This is a genomic window from Rufibacter sp. JT20002 (assembly GCF_056491185.1).
Window position 1 is genome coordinate 378016 of record NZ_JBSZJY010000005.1, and the last position, 18728, is coordinate 396743.

The 18728-nt window shown below is 49.4% G+C and carries 19 protein-coding genes; 15 read left to right on the plus strand and 4 right to left on the minus strand.

The window, feature by feature from the left end:
* Nucleotide 1 precedes the first annotated feature (1 nt).
* From ACW9SV_RS21035 to ACW9SV_RS21075, 9 genes are all read left to right on the plus strand, one after another.
* The gene (locus ACW9SV_RS21035; protein WP_479558748.1) at nt 2-736 is read left to right on the plus strand and encodes a L,D-transpeptidase family protein; all 735 of its coding nucleotides are present in this window, start codon (nt 2-4) and stop codon (nt 734-736) included.
* Between the two features lie 219 nt (nt 737-955).
* Nucleotides 956-1336, plus strand: a complete 381-nt coding sequence (locus tag ACW9SV_RS21040; protein WP_479558749.1) for a BlaI/MecI/CopY family transcriptional regulator — start codon at nt 956-958, stop codon at nt 1334-1336.
* Nucleotides 1326-2693 carry a M56 family metallopeptidase gene (locus tag ACW9SV_RS21045; protein WP_479558750.1) on the plus strand — a complete coding sequence of 456 codons (1368 nt, stop codon included), beginning with the start codon at nt 1326-1328 and terminating at the stop codon, nt 2691-2693. The genes ACW9SV_RS21040 and ACW9SV_RS21045 overlap by 11 nt, the downstream gene beginning before the upstream one ends.
* A 302-nt stretch (nt 2694-2995) precedes the next feature.
* Nucleotides 2996-3658 carry a hypothetical protein gene (locus ACW9SV_RS21050; RefSeq protein WP_479558751.1) on the plus strand — a complete coding sequence of 221 codons (663 nt, stop codon included), beginning with the start codon at nt 2996-2998 and terminating at the stop codon, nt 3656-3658.
* Between the two features lie 104 nt (nt 3659-3762).
* The gene (locus ACW9SV_RS21055) at nt 3763-4548 is read left to right on the plus strand and encodes a nucleotidyltransferase domain-containing protein (RefSeq protein WP_479558752.1); all 786 of its coding nucleotides are present in this window, start codon (nt 3763-3765) and stop codon (nt 4546-4548) included.
* 147 nt (nt 4549-4695) lie between these two features.
* Nucleotides 4696-5067 carry a hypothetical protein gene (locus tag ACW9SV_RS21060; RefSeq protein WP_479558753.1) on the plus strand — a complete coding sequence of 124 codons (372 nt, stop codon included), beginning with the start codon at nt 4696-4698 and terminating at the stop codon, nt 5065-5067.
* 128 nt (nt 5068-5195) lie between these two features.
* A complete protein-coding gene (locus ACW9SV_RS21065; protein WP_479558754.1) occupies nt 5196-5975 on the plus strand; it encodes an alpha/beta fold hydrolase in 780 nt (259 codons plus the stop codon).
* 290 nt (nt 5976-6265) lie between these two features.
* The gene (locus ACW9SV_RS21070; RefSeq protein ID WP_479558755.1) at nt 6266-7123 is read left to right on the plus strand and encodes an SDR family oxidoreductase; all 858 of its coding nucleotides are present in this window, start codon (nt 6266-6268) and stop codon (nt 7121-7123) included.
* A 635-nt stretch (nt 7124-7758) separates the two neighbouring features.
* Nucleotides 7759-8151 carry a YybH family protein gene (locus ACW9SV_RS21075; RefSeq protein ID WP_479558756.1) on the plus strand — a complete coding sequence of 131 codons (393 nt, stop codon included), beginning with the start codon at nt 7759-7761 and terminating at the stop codon, nt 8149-8151.
* A 214-nt stretch (nt 8152-8365) separates the two neighbouring features.
* Here ACW9SV_RS21075 and ACW9SV_RS21080 read toward each other — a convergent pair whose 3' ends face one another.
* Nucleotides 8366-9274: a LysR family transcriptional regulator gene (locus ACW9SV_RS21080; RefSeq protein WP_479558757.1), complete on the minus strand. Its 909-nt coding sequence runs from the start codon at nt 9272-9274 to the stop codon at nt 8366-8368.
* A 91-nt stretch (nt 9275-9365) separates the two neighbouring features.
* Between ACW9SV_RS21080 and ACW9SV_RS21085 the strand changes: the two genes are divergently transcribed.
* Complete coding sequence (locus ACW9SV_RS21085; protein ID WP_479558758.1) at nt 9366-9617, plus strand: CBU_0592 family membrane protein; 252 nt, start codon at nt 9366-9368, stop codon at nt 9615-9617.
* Nucleotides 9618-9737: 120 nt separating this feature from the next.
* Here ACW9SV_RS21085 and ACW9SV_RS21090 read toward each other — a convergent pair whose 3' ends face one another.
* Entirely contained in the window at nt 9738-10751 is a 1014-nt protein-coding gene (locus ACW9SV_RS21090) for a quinone oxidoreductase family protein (RefSeq protein ID WP_479558759.1), read from the minus strand.
* A 195-nt stretch (nt 10752-10946) separates the two neighbouring features.
* Between ACW9SV_RS21090 and ACW9SV_RS21095 the strand changes: the two genes are divergently transcribed.
* From ACW9SV_RS21095 to ACW9SV_RS21110, 4 genes are all read left to right on the plus strand, one after another.
* The gene (locus ACW9SV_RS21095; RefSeq protein WP_479558760.1) at nt 10947-11078 is read left to right on the plus strand and encodes a hypothetical protein; all 132 of its coding nucleotides are present in this window, start codon (nt 10947-10949) and stop codon (nt 11076-11078) included.
* Between the two features lie 373 nt (nt 11079-11451).
* Entirely contained in the window at nt 11452-12675 is a 1224-nt protein-coding gene (tyrS, locus tag ACW9SV_RS21100; RefSeq protein ID WP_479558761.1) for a tyrosine--tRNA ligase, read from the plus strand.
* Between the two features lie 224 nt (nt 12676-12899).
* Nucleotides 12900-14000 (plus strand): signal peptidase I, encoded by a 1101-nt coding sequence (lepB, locus tag ACW9SV_RS21105; RefSeq protein WP_479558762.1) that lies wholly within the window; start codon nt 12900-12902, stop codon nt 13998-14000.
* 376 nt (nt 14001-14376) lie between these two features.
* Nucleotides 14377-15249, plus strand: a complete 873-nt coding sequence (locus tag ACW9SV_RS21110; RefSeq protein ID WP_479558763.1) for a hypothetical protein — start codon at nt 14377-14379, stop codon at nt 15247-15249.
* Between the two features lie 198 nt (nt 15250-15447).
* Here ACW9SV_RS21110 and ACW9SV_RS21115 read toward each other — a convergent pair whose 3' ends face one another.
* The gene (locus ACW9SV_RS21115; RefSeq protein ID WP_479558764.1) at nt 15448-17163 is read right to left on the minus strand and encodes a GMC oxidoreductase; all 1716 of its coding nucleotides are present in this window, start codon (nt 17161-17163) and stop codon (nt 15448-15450) included.
* Complete coding sequence (locus ACW9SV_RS21120; RefSeq protein ID WP_479558765.1) at nt 17156-17701, minus strand: gluconate 2-dehydrogenase subunit 3 family protein; 546 nt, start codon at nt 17699-17701, stop codon at nt 17156-17158. The genes ACW9SV_RS21115 and ACW9SV_RS21120 overlap by 8 nt, the downstream gene beginning before the upstream one ends.
* 564 nt (nt 17702-18265) lie before the next feature.
* Here ACW9SV_RS21120 and ACW9SV_RS21125 point away from each other — a divergent pair.
* Complete coding sequence (locus ACW9SV_RS21125) at nt 18266-18676, plus strand: DoxX family protein (protein ID WP_479558766.1); 411 nt, start codon at nt 18266-18268, stop codon at nt 18674-18676.
* Nucleotides 18677-18728: the final 52 nt, after the last annotated feature.

An 18728-nucleotide genomic window follows, 5' to 3' on the forward strand; every position in this document is an offset into this window, starting at 1 on the left:
TATGAAAAACCTGTTGCTGCTATTTTTCTTGGGTGGGCTGCTTTTCCATGACGGGTTCAAAGTGGGGCAATTACAGCATGAGCGGGTGCAGACAGCCTACAGCCAAAAATATGCCTCCCTTGACCGGCTGCTCAAAAGTAAAAATCTGTCCTTCCAAAAGCTGGAGTTATACCTGCGGGCTTTCAAGCACGAGAAAACACTGGAGGTCTGGGCCAGAAACACTCCCGAACAACCTTTTGCCTTACTCACCACCTACCTGCTGTGCGCCCGATCTGGCACTTATGGCCCCAAACGCCAGGAAGGAGATGGGCAGATCCCGGAGGGCTTTTACGTCATTGACCGCTTCAATCCTAAAAGTGCCTATTACCTTTCCCTGGGCATCAATTACCCTAATACCGCAGATCAGCTCCAGGGAAAAGGCAAACTGGGCGGCGACATCTTCCTGCACGGTGATTGCGTGACCTTAGGCTGCTTAGCCCTCACCGATGACAAGATCAAAGAGCTTTACGTACTGGCCGTGGAGGCTTTCCAGGAGGGGCAAACGCAGATACCGGTGCATCTCTTCCCTATCCGGTTTGACAATCCCTACTATCAGCAGTTGAAAACCAGGTACGCCCACCAACCCGCCCTGCTTTCCTTCTGGGAGAACTTACAACCGGGCTTTGCCTATTTTGAGGCGAAGAGGTCTCTTCCCCAGATTTCGGTCACCAGCGCAGGGCGTTATGTAGTGCAATAAGGCATGCGCCTGCTTTCGTTCCTGTAACACAAAGATCCGTTTGAGACGGAGCTTGTTTTAAGCTGGGTTCCTAAATAATGCCCTAAAATCCTTTCTGCAGGTACCTATCCACGTAGTTTTTGAGTAGAGCAGAACCCGCCTTCAGTAAAATAACTTAATTTTAAGTTGTATAACTAAAAATTAAGTTATACGTTTAGAGAAGAAATTAACAGCCTTTTTATGAAAGAATTAACCAAAGCCGAAGAGCAGGTGATGCAGATTCTCTGGAGCTTGGGGAAGGGTTTTGTGAAAGATGTAATTGAGCAGTTCCCAGAGCCTAAACCCATTTACAACTCCGTTTCCACCATCATCCGGATTCTGGAGAAAAAAGGCTTTGTGGGCTACACTGCCTACGGGAAGACACATGAATATTACCCCCTTATTCAGAAGAGCGAGTATCAACGGTTTTTCCTGAAGAACTTTGTGAGCGGCTACTTTGGGGGGTCATTTAAGCGAATGGTTTCCTTCTTTGCGAAAGAGGAAGAACTTGACGTGAAGGAATTAGAGGAACTGGTACGGTATGTAAAACAAAACTCCCCAAAAGACGGCCATGACGCATAGTATTCTATCTTACCTTCTGGAGTCTGGGGTCTGCCTGCTGGCCTTTTACGTATTGTACCTGCTTTTACTTCGTAACGAGGCATGTTTCCGCTACAACCGGTTCTATTTACTGGGAGCCACCGTTGTTTCTTTTTTGCTTCCTTTTCTGGAATTGCCTTCTTTTCAGCGGATATCCCCTCTCCCCGTATTTGTTCCCTCCTTTACACCATTTGTGGTCAATGCAGGCACGGAACCTGAACCCATATCCAATTTACTCGCTTTAAAGTGGAACTCCGTTTTTCTGCTTGTCTATGGTATTGGAGCTTTGTTCTTTGCTTTCCGCTTTGTCCGGCAATTGTACCACCTACGGCAATTTATTCAGCAGCATAAAAAAAGCGCCGAAAGGATGCACACCATTACCATTATTCCTACCCGGGGAGAATGGCCCACTTTTTCTTTCTTCCGGTACATTTTCTGGGATACCACCCAATCCCTGACTCAGCAAGAACAAGACCGGATTCTTGAACATGAACGAGTGCACGTGGAACAAGGCCATAGCTATGACCTGATGTACCTAGAAATAGTATCCATCATATTCTGGTTTAATCCTCTCCTCTACCTCTACAGAAAGGCCCTTATGGCCACTCATGAGTTCTTGGCCGACGCACAGGTCATCCAGACCCAAGATAAAACCGCTTACGGTTTACTTCTGGCCAAACAGGTATTGCAGAAGAACAACTTTGCCTTAGGTCATTCTTTCAATTCATCTCTCACTCTAAAACGTCTGAAAATGATTCACGCACCTACCCGCCGCCCCTCAAAAATGAAACAAGTTTTGGCCTTCCCACTATTGGGTTTGCTGGCCCTCTCCTTGTCTTCCAACCAACTTCCCTTAGCAGCCCTGGACACACAAAAGCCTTCGGTAACTCCTGGGCAAAGTCACCTAAAGACACAGGCCACGGCGGAACCACATTTTCCGGGTGGAAAAAAAGAGTTGATGAAGTTCATTGGCCAAACCTTCCGGATCCCGACGGAAGCTTCAAAGAGCAATTATTACGGCGGAGTCTTTGTGCAGGCTACTATTGAAAAAGACGGAACGCCCCGTGACTTCAAGGTAGTGCAGGGTAGCCACACTTCCTTAGACCAGGAAGCCTTACGGGTTATCCAGAAAATGCCGAAGTGGGAAGCAAGCGGAGCCTCTGCCACTTATATCTTTCCTATCTCGGTGGTCATAGATGGTTTTAAGAATGACAAAAAAGTGATCAACCAAAAATTTGAGCAGACGCTTACTCAGGTTTCCTCCCAGGCAAACGCAAACTCCATTAGAGTGGTTGATCCGGTAGTAGTAGTAGTAGTAGGCTATGGCCCCGTGGAGTAAGTAAACCTGTTTAGCACCCCTTCAACAAAAGGCAACCTCATAGGCTGTAGGAACCATCAAATGCAAAAAGGAAAGCACCAACGTATGCTGGTGCTTTCCTTTTTGGGCTTTTTCATGAAAACTGCCTCAAATGGTCCTGTCTACAACGCCTTTTAGGAACGGTAGCCTGTAACTCATTCCTGCAGCCCTACTTGTTTCAATACGGTACATTTGGTTTGTTGACTTTGCTGTTCTTTTATCAAGAATCTTCTTTTTCTTTACTTTAAAGCCAGTTCAGAATATCTTAATCAGAAACAAATTTGATGGCTACTTCTAGTAGATCCGCCCGCCCACTGTTAAATTCCAAAACCGTTTTCTTCGTCACGCTCTTGGTACTGGCATTAACAATAGTGAGCGTTTATGCCTTCGGTTTAGGCCAGCATCATACGTTTTTCCAAAACTCTTTGCTCTCCACTACCCTGCTATCGGTTGCGTTTTTTGGGTTTGTGAGTATTGGTCTGCACCAAGGGGTGAAACTTAAAGATACTTTAGGCAACGTCATGGATAGCTTCACCTCAAGAATAAGCAAGGGTAAACGCAACGGAGGCAGGTTAGACTTAGCCGATGGCTTGTTTTCTTTTCCCACCGGCGGCTCTTCTGGTTCCTCGCGCAGCAGCTTTGACTTTGACATGGGTGATGGTGAAGGGTGTTTGACCGTAATGGTAAGCATTATTCTTTGGATTTTCACTGCTGTGGTATTGTCAATTGTTCTATGGTTATTTGGCGAAGTGCTGCTGGTAGCGGTGGCGGTCTTTATGGCCATGCTGTACTGGATTTTCTACAGGGCTTTACGGTTGGTGTTCCGGCATTCAGCCCAAACCAGAGGCCGTCTTTTTCCAAGCTTAGGGTATGGATTGCTGTACACCCTGCTTTACAACAGTTGGATTTACGGGATCTTTTTACTCTTACAGCATTGGCAAGGATGAAGAAGTTTTGATGTACATTCACAAAAACGGCCATGAAGCATTACCCTCCTCTGGCAGGTTTACACACAAAGGCTTTTACCAAACCTTAAATAAAAGTCAACAGAATGATGATGCAAGTTGCGTTTGCGGAAAGAGCCAAATCGGTTCTGCAGGCAGATAAAGACGTGATAGGGTTGGCGGTGGGTGGCTCCTGGCTGACAAACGAGCTAGACGAATTCTCTGACCTGGACCTCATCCTTGTCACCCGGGAGAAGATAGCCGGCAGCAAAGACAAGATGCTGGCGTACGCGAACAGGTTAGGCAATCTGTTATCGGGGTTCACGGGTGAACACGTGGGCGAGCCGAGGGTGCTGATTTGCCTGTATGACAATCCCCTGTTGCACGTGGACATCAAATTCCTGACGCTTGCCGAGGTGCATGCCCGCGTAGAAACCCCTACGATCCTGCTTGACACCGATGGCCAACTGCAGGATGCTTTGCACAACTCTACCGCTCAGTTCCCCTACCCGGATTACCAGTGGATAGAAGACCGTTTCTGGATCTGGGTACACTATGCCTTGCTAAAGATTGGCCGGGGCGAATACCTAGAAGCACTGGACTTCTTCGGGTTCCTGAGGATGGTCGTGCTGGGTCCGTTACTACACATCAAAAACGGCAATCTGCCCAGAGGCGTGCGCAAGGTAGAGCGTGACTTAGAGCCGGAAGATTTTACCCTGCTTCAGCAAACCATCCCGGTGTATGAACGGCAAGCATTGCTGGATAGCCTCCAGCAGTCGGTTGCCCTCTACAGAAAGCTAAGGGCCCTTCTCTTTGTAGACATCACCCTCCAAAAAGACACCGAAGAAAAGGTGATGCGCTACTTTGGAGAAATCCAGGCCAACCAAAAATAGAAGCCCGTTTTGCGGCTGGTCGGTTCTCGCGATACTTTTAAGAAAACAGAGCTGAAACGCGCTCCTACCCAAAAGGACGCCAATTGGCTAGCCATGAGATTTCCGGCCAGTTATCCTGAAATCAAGCTAAAAACTGATCCTGAACTTATGTGGACTTGCCCTACCTGCACCCAATCTTTCCTGCGTGCTAACCAGACGCACTCCTGCCTGGAGAAAACCGAGGCTGATTTCCTGCGTGGCAAGTCTGAGGTGACCATTGGGCTGTACTACCACTTTCTGGCCCAGTACCGCACCATCGGGGATTTTAAGATCCATCCGGCCAAGACTATGATCTCACTGGCCAAAAACACGCGCTTCTGCTCGGTCTTTCAATTCGGGCGAAACTTCCTTGACGTGTGCCTCCCGCTAAACAAAGTGTATGACCAAACGCTCTGTTTCACAAAATTGGCCACGTGGGCGAGAAAGACATCAACCACTACGTGCGCTTCAATGACAAGGAAGACCTTAATGAAGAAGTAATACACTACATGCGATTAGCGTATGAATTAGATGCAGAGAAAGGGAAATAAGCGTAACACCCCTGCTTTCAAAAGCAAGAAGCAGCAGCGGGAAGTTAACCTCCCGATACCTCAAAAAGGAGTCTCAAAATGATTACAGATAAAACCGAAAAGCAACTCAACGTTAAAGGCAACCACTTACAAGTACTTTTTGAAAAAACCGTTGAAAACAGGCCCACCCTCGTCTTTCTGCATGACTCTTTAGGCTGTATCACGCTCTGGAGAAACTTTCCTTTTGATCTGGCTCAGGCAACCAACTGCAATGTTTTGATCTATGACCGGCTCGGGTACGGAAAATCAGAAACCATGCCCACGTATGTAAGACCTGTCAATTACCTGGAAGAAGAAGCAGGCGTTCTCAATAACTTGCTGGAACTCCTGGAAATAGAGGACGCTATTTTGTTTGGCCACAGCGACGGCGGCTCCATTGCCTTAATTGCCGCCAGTAAGTTCCCCTCCCGGATAAAGGCCGTCATCTGCGAGGCCGCCCACATCTTTGTGGAGGAGGTCACCCTGCAAGGCATCCAGGCCGCCATTAAAGCCTACCACAACACCAACCTGCCAGACCGGCTTGCCAAATACCACGGAAACAAAGTAGACAGCATTTTCAAAGCTTGGGCCGATACCTGGACCCGTAGCGATTACCGCAATTGGAACATTGAGCATTTCTTGCCCGGTATCACCTGTCCCCTCTTATTCATCCAAGGCGAGGCTGATGAGTACGGCACCCTTCTTCAGGTAGAGAAAACGCTTGACCAGGTAAGCGGTCAAACAGAAAAACAGATCATTACGGGAATAGGCCATACGCCCCACAAAGAGGCCCCCGAAGCTACTTTTGAAGCAGCCAAAAACTTCATCAACCAACTTTAACTACTATTAAGCTGGCAGATTGTCTTGAGGTGTATTCTTCCAGAAAATTGGCTTAGCACTTAGATACGGATGTACTTCTGTGCCTTTTCTGTTATCTTACCTATAAAAGCAGGGGGAATAGGTTTTAATAGTTTAGCAGGTGGTTTCCCAAAAGACACTATAAAACAGATGGAGAGAGCGTTAGCTTTGATCGAAAGATGCCTATGTTCACCCTTACCTTTTCATCAGAAGCCAATGATCTCGGCAACTTCTCGTATAGCATGAATTGGTAGGTTTAACTAAAAAACAACATGAAGAAAATAGCAATTACTGGAGCAACCGGTCAACTAGGGCGCTTGGTTGTGGAGAAACTAAAAGAAAAGGGAGCCGCAGATAATGTGGTGGCCCTGGTACGTTCCACGCAGAAAGCAGCCGACCTGGGGGTGGAAGCCCGCGAAGCCAACTATGACCAGCCCGAAACCCTGAGCCCGGCGTTGCAAGGCATAGACACCTTACTCCTGATTTCAGGCAGCGAGGTAGGCAAACGAGCCAAGCAGCACCAAAACGTGATAAATTCCGCCAAGAACGCTGGCGTAAAATGGATTGTCTACACCAGCTTGCTGCACGCCGATACCTCTACCCTTACCCTGGCCGAAGAACACCTTGCCACCGAGGCCGCCCTGGAGAACTCAGGCCTCCCCTACACCCTTCTGCGCAACGGTTGGTACACCGAAAACTACACCGGCTCCATCCCGGGTGCCTTGGCCGGAGGAGCGTTCATCGGCAGTGCCGGCGATGGTAAAATTTCCTCTGCTGCCCGCGCTGATTTTGCCGAGGCTGCCGCTGTGGTTCTCACCAGCGAAGGCCACGAAGGCAAAGTTTATGAACTGGCTGGAGACGAAGCCTTTACTTTAAGCGATTTAGCCGCCGAAGTTTCCCGCCAAACCGGCAAAGACATCCCGTACAGGAACCTGCCCGGTGAAGAGTACGCTGCCGCCCTCACCAGTTTCGGGTTGCCAGAAAGTCTGGCCGGAGCCATCGCTGGCTGGGACATTTCCGCTTCGCAGGGTGACCTGTTTGATGAAAGCCACCAACTCTCCACGTTAATAGGCCGCCCTACTACTCCGTTGACCGCCACCGTGGCCGAAGCTTTGAAAGGGGTTTCTTAACAGCAAGGACCTGGAAGCTTTCTGACCAATAATGAAAGCTAAACATCCTATATCCTGTGGAGATCAAGTTTCCCTTAATGTGGTTCTCAAAAGGTTTAGCACGCATTCCGTCCCCCTTTGAAGGGGGACAATCAGATACCAGACACCCTTTTGTCAGAACCCCTCTCTATGAGCTTGGTTGGAGGCCTCAAATCCTCCATTAAGTAATCCTAGTGTAAGAATCCCACTAAGCCTATGGAAAAGGCGGAAAGTGTGCTGCATAATTCTTGTGTCAAATTTATATTTGCTTCTCACCCAATGAAGCCGACTGACTCCTGTTCAGTCGGCTTTAGTTTTTCATGCTCCCCTCCCGTGCTCGGCTGTTTAGGGCTTCTTTTATAGAAAACACTTCTAAACCAAGCCCTATAAAGGAATCCAACACCTCAACATTCCTTGCATTTCCAACTTATCTAATCTGAGCAGGTTGTATACCGGTTCACCTATTTGCCGTACTAACTTTTACAAACAGGCAATTGGTTGATTAGCCTGAGATCTTCGGCAGGGAGTAAGGACAGACAAACGTTGAGGCACCGTCTGTGAGGCTCCTGAACACTTGACGTTTTCGTTCTTTTAGCACCATTATCCACCTCTACCCCATGGAAGCACTCAGCACCGACATCACCGATGAAATCAAAAGCCTAAATTCAAAGTTTGTTTCTTCCTTTAACCAAGGTGATGTTGGGAGCGTCGCCGATCTGTATGCCAAAACTGCCTTGCTATTGCCTTCGGGCAGCGAAACCGTAAAAGGCAGGGAGGCCATTGGGCAGTACTGGCAAAACGCCATGGCAATGGGCGTGAAAGAAATGGATCTACACACCGTAGAGGTGGAACAACTAGACCTGACGGCCATAGAACTGGGCACTTTTACGCTCAAAGCCGAAAATGGCCAATCTTTAGACCATGGCAAGTACATGGCCGTCTGGAAACGGGAAAACGACCACTGGAAAATGCAGAAAGACATCTGGAACAGCAACCAGCAACAGTCCTAACCCAAGCGGCTTTTCTAAGCCTCTATAAACCCACAGCCCTGAAATGATTGTCTTTTGAAAGAGCGGTCATTTCAGGGCTGTTTTTGTTAAAGGGAGCTTAAACCAGAATAATGCTCTAAGCCTTTCTGGGTGATAGCGGTCACGGTACAAAAAGGCTATAGGCCCAGTAGGTCTTACAAAGTCGTGGTTATGAAAGTAGGGGTTTTCAACAAACCTAATATGGCAGATGAGAGGCTCCACTGGCCTTGTACTCCTGCGCTACTTGTTGCACCAGTTCCAGCACGTTCTTGAGCACCGGGCTGGTATCGTCTTTGCGCCAGGTCACGTAGAGGTTCACGTTTTGCGGCAGGTGGATGAACCGCACATTGGGCGGAGCCCCGAAAGCGTATGAACTGGGCATGACCGAGATCCCTAACCCGCGGGCAACTAACCCCAAGATCATAGCCCCGAAATCAGATTCAATGTACACGTTGGGCGTGAAGTCGTTTTCCTTGAACATCTGCCGCAGGCTGTTCACGTACAGGGTTCGGTGATGCAGTCCGGACAAGATAAACTTCTCTTCGCGTACGTCCTGCAGGCCCGTGAAATTTTCCTCTGTTAAGGGGTGGTCCTGGGGCACAATCAGCGCGAACGGCTCTGAATACAGGCACATAGATTGCAAGGCGGGGTTCTCGGCGGGGTCTCGCCGGATGGCCAGATCCATCTGGAAGTTCAGCAGCAGTTCCTCAAAGCTGATGTCAATGGGTTCCACCAGTTCTACCTTGAGCTCAGGCAAGCTTTGGGCAATGCGGGAAACCACCTCGGGCAGAAAGCTGTAGGCCACGGAGCCTGGGTACCCGATGCTGATGGAGCCGAACGCACCTTCGTGTATTTTGCGGGCCTGGCGGTGCGTGCGGTTGATTTCCTCTAACAAGGGTCGCCAGCGGTCGCGCAGAAAAATGCCAGCCCCGGTGAGTTTTACGCTGCGCTTGCTCCGCTCAAACAACTGCACACCCAACTCCTCTTCCAACGCCTTGATTTGTCGGCTTAAGGCAGACTGCGTGATGAACATCTTCTCGGCGGTATTCCAGAAATGCAGCTCCTCTGCCAAAGCCAAAAAGTACTTTATCTGCTGTAAGTCCACCGCGTGTGATTTGATTTGTGCATTAGTTAACCCAATAGTAGCATTTTTTTGGTCGGGTACGCTCCTTTACTTTGTACAAAATTGCAAGCACATGTTCTCCTTACAGAAATACCTTCGCGAAGCCATTGGGTGGGCCGGCGCCCTGTTTTCCCTTTTAGCGTTCAGTTTGAACAGCCTTAACCTGATTAGCAGCCAATCTCTTGAATATTTGCTAATGAACGTGATTGGCTGCTTTTTCCTGATTCTGTACGGCGTATCTAAGAAAGCGCACGCCAGCTGGGTTTTGAACTCTATCTGGCTTTTAATTACCGCTGTGGCGTTGGCCAAGACCTTCTTTGTCTAGGAGGCAAACCCACTTGTGAGGCAAGTCTTTTCTAAGCTCAATTTGCAAATCAAATGCACTTAGGGCTGGATTCAGGCTGTTTAGCAAAAAGAAGGCAAAAATCCAGGTTGTTTGTCTTCCCTACGAAGGAACCCGCATCACCAGTTTATGCCCATTGGTTTGGTTTTTCTCCAGCATCAGGTGCGCTTTTTGGACACTCTCAAGGCTAAGATCACCCACCACATGAACGGGAGGACAAGTGAGTTTTCCCTCCTGCATCAGATCAAAGAGGAATTGAAGCTTTTGGCCATAGATGCTAAAATCAGCCTTGGTTCTGCTCAGGGCATAGGCGTAGTTGGAGACATGGAGCACCGTTGTTCCTTTGTCAAAAAGCTGCTCTCTGGCTTGTGGGGTTGCCAGAAAGGTGATGTCTGCGTAGGTTCCTTTCACCTTAATGACTTCACTGCAAAGAGTAGACATTCCCCCGCCCACCAAATCTATGCAAATGTCAAAAGGCCGGTCATGGTTTAGCGCCAGTAAAGCTGGCACCAGGTCTGGCTGTTTGTAGTCCAGGATGCTTCTTTCTTGTACCCCTAACACCAAAAGATGGGTTTTGCTGGCTTCATTTCCCGCTGTTGTTATCACCTGATGAAAGCCGTGGGTTAAAAGAAGTTTGATCAGCATGGTACCCACACCTCCGGCCCCGCCGGCAACAAAAATGGGATCTGCGGGAGTGAGGGGCAGGCGTTCAAAGCATTGCAGAGCCGTCAGACCCACCATGGGAGTTGCGGCCGCCTCTTCAAAGGAAAGGTGTTGGGGCTTACGGGCCAGCAGTTCCACCGGAATACTGACGTATTCTGTGTAGGTGCCATTAGAGCCTAAACTGCCCACGTAGGCCGCCACTTCGTCTCCTACAGAGAACCCAGTCACCTCCGCGCCTACTTCGGCCACCACCCCAGCCATCTCTCTGCCTAGGATGGACGATGCCAGGAGTTTACTTTCAGGAGAGCCTTGGCGCATCTGGTAATCAATGGGGTTAAAGGCAGTTGCTTTGATGCGTACCAGTACATTTCCGGGTGGGTTTGGGGGCGTTTCCACGGTTTCCCATGAGAAGTTGTCTACTCCACCAAACGCTTTTAGGGTTACTGCTTTCAATTCCTTAGAAGCTAGATTTAAATGGTTTCAAATTGCCCCGAGCAGGATGGGGTGTTTAGAAGCCAAATCTAGAAGAATAGCTTAAAAACAAAAAAGCGGAAAGACCGGCCAATACCTGACCTCACTTGAATGTGGGTGGGCTAAAAGGATATCCCGAAGCCGCTTTCTACCAATCGCAAAACAAAGATTGCCTGAATGCAAAATCGCTGGGGCAAATCCGGGAATGGTAAAAACACCAAGAAACTGTCAAAGTTGGTAGAATCGCCATTATGGGGAAAGGTGATGGACTTCCCTTGCCAGAGTTCCTACACCGAGATCTTCTTTTAGATCGCCCTAAGCACAAGAAAACCTAAAACCTGGCCTTTCGCTGGGGATTTCACTATGGTACTAACTTGTTTCCAAGTAGTTATAAAAAACTAAGCGAATAACCCGGTTTGCATTTTTAGGAAAGAGTTATTTCCTTTGCTTCAAGTCAATAGAAAACAGATGACCCTTCATCAGCAATCCTTTTATCCGTACTCAGCCTACTCTACCTATTACCCAATGGTCGTAGCCTGGGATTGCTATAGTTGATCGGTATCAAAATATATCCATCAGACAGAAGCCCAGGTTCACGGACCTGGGCTTTTTTGTTTTCTGCCCGGTCCTGCCCTGCGCTTTTCAATGCAAAACTTCACCTCAATCTATCAACCTTAAAAGCATGAAAGCAGCAGAACAACTTAGTGTATTAAAGCAGAACGTAGAGATCTTTCTCCCCGACCACGCCCTGGAGGAAAAGCTCCAGCTGGCCGAGCGGGAAAACCGCCCACTTATCATCAAACTGGGATTTGACCCTACCGCACCCGACCTGCACCTGGGCCACGCCGTGGTGCTGAAGAAACTGCGGCAATTTCAGGAGTTCGGGCACACAATCGTCATCATCATCGGAGATTTTACGGCCCGCATTGGCGACCCAACTGGCAAAAACAAGTCGCGCCCACCTTTGAACGCTGAGCAGGTGAAAGCCAACGCCCAAACCTACGTAAACCAGCTGTCTAAAATCCTGGATGTGAGTAAATGCGAGATCCGCTACAACTCTGAGTGGCTGGGCAGCATGGACATGACCGAAACTATTAAGCTCCTCTCCCAAGTGACCTTGGCCCAGATCATGCAGCGCACCGATTTCAACAACCGTTTCACCAATGCCCTGCCTATTTCCTTGCACGAGTTGGCGTACCCACTGCTGCAAGGCCATGACTCGGTGATGATCTACGCCGATATTGAGATGGGCGGTACCGATCAGCTTTTCAACTGCTCCATGGGTCGCCAGTTACAGGAAAGTCAGGACCAGATCGGACAAGCGGTGCTTTGCATGCCGTTGCTCAAGGGCATTGACGGCTCAGCGAAGATGAGCAAGTCGGAAGGAAACATCGTGGGCCTTACCGATGCCCCCAACGAGATGTTCGGGAAGATCATGTCGATCCCCGATGCCCTGCTCCCCGAGTACCTGCACCTGGTCACCGATTTCACCCCGGAGGAAAAGCAGCAATTGCTTCTGCAACTAGCACAAGGCGAAAACCCGATGACCGTTAAAAAGAAGATCGGGTGGAACGTGGTACAACAGTACCATTCTGCAGAAGCCGCTCAACAGGCCCAAGAGTTTTTTCAAAACCAATTCCAGAACAAGCGATTCGAGGAAAAGGAGTTCACCCAGGTGCACCTTGCTTCGCTGCAAATTAAAAACCAGGACGGCTTCCGGCTGCTGGAACTGTGCAAGGAACTGAAACCAGAAGAGAGCAAGTCTAACCTCAAGCGTCTCATTGAGGGGGGTAGCGTCACGGTGAACGGGGAAAAGACCACTGATGTCAACTGCCTGGTACTGCCACACTCCCTCCCGGTGAAGATTAAAATAGGGAAAAGAAATTTCTTTGAGGTTTTGTCTTAAGTAAGAAAAAGTGGGTGTGCCCTTTATAGCCTTCTTTCATGAAAACGGGCCAAAAGGTAAATGAATTTCTTCTGAGCTTAAAAGAACCTAAATAATCCTTGTCAAAGCAGGCTTAGCCTATATCCATCTATGTAGAATACAGAATAGAAAAGGGTAAATACAATAAACCAGTCTGTATATAGTTTAATTCTATATACAGACTGGTTCTTTAAACAACTGCTTTTATGGCCTTCAAATTCTGGGAAAGAAAAGGAAAGACTTCCTTGCCCAAAGCAAAAAAATCTGCCCTGCGGGAGTGGGGAGACGCCCTCATGTTTGCCGTGGTGTGCGCCACGTTTATCCGGTGGCTTACCTTTGAGGCCTTTGCTATTCCCAGTTCGTCCATGGAGAAGTCGTTGCTCACCGGCGACTATCTTTTTGTAAGCAAGCTGCATTATGGGTCGCGCACGCCCATTACCCCGGTGCAGGTGCCCTTGACGCACCAAACCATCTGGGGTACCAACCTTCCCTCCTTTTCAGACATTGTGCAGTTGCCGTACCATCGGTTACCGGGTTTTTCAGAAATCAAGCACAATGACCCGGTGGTATTCAACCATCCAGAGGAAGCGGAGCGGCCCATTGACCTGAAGACAAACCTGATCAAACGCTGCGTTGCCGTCGCTGGTGACACGCTTCTGATTCAGGAAGGACAAGTATACCTTAACGGAGCGCCCGCCCAGAGCAGAGCCAAACTGCAGTTCGGGTACTTTCTGCAAACTGATGAGTACGTGCAGGAGAAGTTCTTCAAAAAGCACGGCATCACCGAAGTCATTCCCGTGCAGGGCGGTTATTATGTGCATACGTTGCCAGAAACGGCCCAAAAGCTCCGTGCTTTTGATTTCATCAAAGACGTGATCTCCATAAAAGCCTCTCCAGGCGTGGCCGATCCCAGGGTCTTCCCGCAGGCTCCCTCGCAGTACGCCTGGAACCAGGACAACATGGGTCCGCTGTACATCCCCAAAGCCGGCACCACCGTTTCCATCACTTCCAGCACGTTGCCTTTGTATGAGAAAATCATCCGGACGTATGAGCGAAACCCTAACGTGGAGGTGAAAGACGGCAAGCTTTTCCAGAACGGGGAGGAACTGACCCGCTACACGTTTAAACAGAACTACTACTTTATGATGGGCGACAACCGCCACAACTCCCATGACTCCCGGTACTGGGGCTTCGTGCCCGAGGAGTACGTGGTGGGCAAAGCCGTGTTGGTCTGGATGTCTTCAGACTCCACCGCCAGTTTTACAGATAAAATTCGTTGGAATAGGTTGTTCAGTACCATCAACTGACCTCATTGGCTGCTAAAGGTGCCTAGTATTTGCTGGGTAGAGCGTTAGTCTTCTCCGCTACCTAAAGTCACACACTAGGGCAAGAAGGAGAAGCTAACTTAGCTTCCTGTTTAATAGGAATTTCCTTTTCCTATTTTTAACTTCCTGAAAAGGAGAAAGGGGCCAGAACAATTGCTGAAGGCGTTGTTTGCCTTTCTTTCGGTAAGTTACCTGTCCCCTCTTCAAGGAAGTGGGGCAAAATGGATTCGCAGTGTAGGCGTAGAATCTGCGTTTACAAACAAGACGTGTGGAGGAGGTTTTGGTCCAGTCGACTTTCTTGTGAGAGCAAGGCAATTCGCCCAGAACCGCATGTGAGACAAAAAGCTTTATTCGCTTTATGATGGTCAAGACTGCGATCAATATCCAAGTGCCGGGCCGGGCAAATCTTCCGCTATCAAACATCAGATCTGAGAAAGCTTCCTTAAGAGCCGAGTCTTCCTTCCTCAGGATTAACCTGGTGCTGGTTTGGATCTTTTTCCTCCTGACGATCCCCTTCGCCTCGCAAGCCCAGAAATCAAGTAAGCAGGTACTTGCCAACAATATGGGCAGGGTCTTCAAGAACTCGTACAAATTGACCTTCATGGCTGGGGCAGGGATCACCACCATAAACAGCGATTTCAGGGCAGGCAATGAAGGGTTGCTTCAAAGGATGAAAACCAAGGGATATGGTCCTCATGCCAACGTGGGCGTGATGTACCAGCTTTTACCGTATGTAGGGCTACAAGGCAACTTTGATTATTCAAGGGTGGAGGGCGAGCAAGCCAGTACCTTAGAAGACGATTGCTCGTATTGCTCCACCCTAATTTCGGGCTCAGGCTCTGTGGTGATTCAGGTTGCCAGTAGATATACCTTGGCGCGCTTGTACGAGAAAACCTTTAGAGGAGGCGTTTTGCTGATTCCGTACCTTAAAGTAGGAATTGGCGTGCTGAGTTATGATGTCACCTCACCAGGTTTCAATCAAACGGATGCGCAGGCGCCGCAATACCCTGCCACCACCATGATTGTTCCGGTTTCTGGAGGGCTTAGGGCCCGCGTTTCAGAAAGAATAAGCTTTGCCACAGAAGCCACCCTCAACATGCCCTCTTCTGATTATCTGGACAACAGGCCGGGAGTAAGTAATCGCTTTGGGCCCAACGACAAGTACCTTAATCTGTCTCTAAAAGTGTTGTACACCCCTGCCGGAAAAAAAGCAAACTTGTTTAAAAAGTAAATAGTTTGGGGGGGTTGACCTTATCTCTGTTTGTAGGCTGATGTTAAACGCTTTAAGCTTATTTTTCAGAATTAGCGGCTAAAATGTGGCTTAGCTTCAACCTGAAGGTCTAAAAACTACCTAGTCTTCCATACAAAAGCCTGTTGCCTTCTAACCGGGTTTGGAAGAAGGCAACAGGCTTTTGTATTGTCAGCAGATCTAGATATTCTGCATTTTCAATTCACGTACCGCATGGTCTACAGCTCGCGCTGTCAATGCCATGTAGGTGAGCGAAGGGTTCTGGGTAGATGTAGAAGTCATGCAGGCACCATCGGTGACGTAGACGTTAGGGCAGGCATGCAATTGGTTGTTCTTGTTCAGCAACGAGGTCTTAGGATCATGCCCCATGCGCACGCCACCCATCTCATGGATATCAAGACCCGGCGCCTGGTGCGAATCGGTTTTCTGAATATTGGTGAAACCGGCTTTGGTAAACATTTCCTCCAACTGGGCATGGTAATCGGCAACCATTTTGTCGTCGTTGGCATCATAGTCCAGCGAGATATTCAGGAGCGGAATGCCCCAGGCGTCTTTCTGGTCTTTGCTTAAACTTAGGCGGCTTTCTTCTTTAGGGATGGTTTCGCCCATCATGTGCGAGCCCACTCTCCAGGTGCCCCAAGTGGGGTTTAGGAGGTTTCTTTTCAAATCGGTCCCAAAACCAGAGGTATCCTCTACCTGACGACGGTCGGCCCGGAAACCGGCGGCGTACCCTCTCAGGAAGTCGGTCTCCTGTTTGTGCAGGTTCCGGAAACGCGGGATATACCCACCGCCTGCCGGGTTGCGCCCATCGGTGGCGTACTCCTGGAATCCCTCATACTCGGCGGTGATCCGGGCCCGGTAGTTATGAAACGCCACGTACTTGCCCAACAACCCGTTGTCATTCCCCAGTCCATTCGGGAACCTAGACGAGGTGGAGTTCAACAGGATCTGGTTTGTGCTGAAGGCCGAGGCGTTCACGAAAATAACCGGGGCGTAATACTCGGTTTCTTCCTTGGTCTGGGCGTTGATCACCCGTACCCCGGTGGCTTTGCCGGCTTTCTCGTCATAGATCACTTCCCGCACCACCGAGTGCGGCAACAAGGTCATGAGGCCGGTGCGCTCTGCCCACGGAATGGTGGAGGAATTGCTGCTGAAGTACCCGCCAAACGGGCAGCCGCGCTGACACAATACCCGGTTCTGGCACTGGGCCCGGCCTTGGTCAAAATGGATCTGGTTGGGCTTGGAAAGGTGCGCGCACCGGGCACTGATCACGTGGCGGTTTCCGTACTGGGCTTTGAGTTGTTTCTTGAAATGGTCTTCCACGCTGTTTAGCGGAAAAGCGGGCAAAAACTCCCCGTCGGGCAGTTCCTCCAGGCCATCGTTGTTGCCTGAGATCCCGGCAAATTTCTCTACGTAGCTGTACCAGGGGGCCAAGTCTTTGTACCGGATGGGCCAGTCCACCGCGAAGCCGTCGCGGGCGGGTCCTTCAAAGTCCAGGTCGCTCCAGCGTTGGGTCTGGCGGGCCCACAGCAAGGACTTGCCGCCTACTTGCTGGCCCCTGATCCAGTCAAAGGGTTTTTCCTGCACGTACGGCTGCTCTGCATCCTTTACAAAGAAGTGCAAGGCATCTTCTCTAAAGGCGTAGCACTTGCTCACCACCGGGTTCTTTTCCTTTATCTCGTAAGTGAGTTCATTGCGGTGCTCAAACTCATAAGGCATGAGGTTGGTGGTGGGGTAATCTTTGATGTGCTTCACATCGCGCCCGCGCTCCAACACCAGCGTTTTAAGCCCTTTTCCGGTAAATTCCTTGGCTGCCCAACCGCCACTCATCCCAGACCCGATCACGATGGCATCAAAGGTCCGCTGCTTCACACTGTCTACGTTTAGATTAGCCATTCTTGGTTGCTTTTGCTGCCCTCACCGGATAATAAGCCAAATACCGGCTGGGCACTAATTCATACTTGCGCAATTTGGTCATAACCAGATCTGAGTTGAGGTACCCCCTAATGGTCTGGTCTTTCACGATCTTGTAAAAGCCGAGCACTTCCTCCGAAGCATTGCCAGCGTTCACGGCGGCTACCATTTCCTGCCGCTGGGGCGGGGTTGCCTCTACAAACGGTTTGCCCAGCTGCTGTTTAGCTTGCTTCTGGAAAGCCTCCATTCCCTTCATGAATACTTTCTGGTCCTCGGGGCTAAACAGGTCGTCTACCATCTTTAAGGTAAACTTGTGCAGCCCCAAAGCTTTGCCGCCAGCGGTATCCGTGGTCGGGATCAAGGTCTCCACCAGTTCGGCCAGCATTTTCTCCTCCTCACCCGATACGTCCAGGTGCTTCAGCTTGACGGAGGCCTTGCTGCTCTCCACCATACAGGAAGGCACCAGCATCAATCCTCCCGTAAAAATCAGCAAGCCTTTGACGGCGGTTCGCCTGTTCATAAAATTCAAATTTAACTGGCCTTTTACAGACCCTTTCTTACCAAACTGCTTTTAACCCATTAATATAATTGAAAGAATGCTATCCCACACATATTTGCATAGTTCTGAGTAGTTTTTGCTAAAAGAGTGCAAAGATGGGCAACCGTTCACAAGCGAAGGGCTTCCGAGGAGGATTTTAGGAAATAGGGCAAAACCAGGTAAGCGGCATTTTTACCAAGACCAAGCGCAAGGAAAAGAACTGTTTTTAACCACCTTTCGCCTTCATCAAAGTTTATATTTCCCGTTCAGGAGAAGTAGGTAAAATTCTGCTCACCTCCTCAGGAAGGAAGAACCGGCATCTCACGAGATAAATCTTCCCTCCATTTCCTTTCTAACCAAGAAGGAAGCAAAAATTGCGAAGAACCCTCTGCCTCTTTCCTCCGGGCACAGTCCTGAGAAAGGTCTTCTGTTCCGATTTCTGTTAAACTTTTCCCCTAAAACTATACCCTGAGGGGCTCGTACATCATTGTATACACCCTGGTTTTCAGGGTATTTACAGAAAAAGAAACTTAGAACAGAACGGCCATGGATAGAGTACTAGGAAGATACGCACCTCACCTATATGCGACATTGCGTATTGTGGCAGGAATCATGTTTGCGACGCATGGTTCCCAGAAATTATTCGGTTGGCCAGGAGAAAATCCTCCGGTGGAGATAGCTTCTATGATGGGCGTGGCCGGAATCATTGAACTAGTGACCGGAATCCTGGTCGCGATTGGTTTTCTGACGGGTTGGGCAGCGCTTGTGGCCGCCCTTCTGATGTTAGTTGCCTATTTCATGGCCCACGCCGGGCAAGGGGCATTTCCTATCGTAAACCAGGGCGAACTGGCAATTCTATATTGTTTTGTGTTCCTGTACATCGCGGCACAGGGCTCTGGCATCTGGAGCGTGGATGGTAGCCGACGAATGGGTACGCGCACGGCTTACACGCGGTAGCAAAAGCCGTTTTAGTTTTAATACACGAGCCCAGCTTGCACTCCTTTTTTGG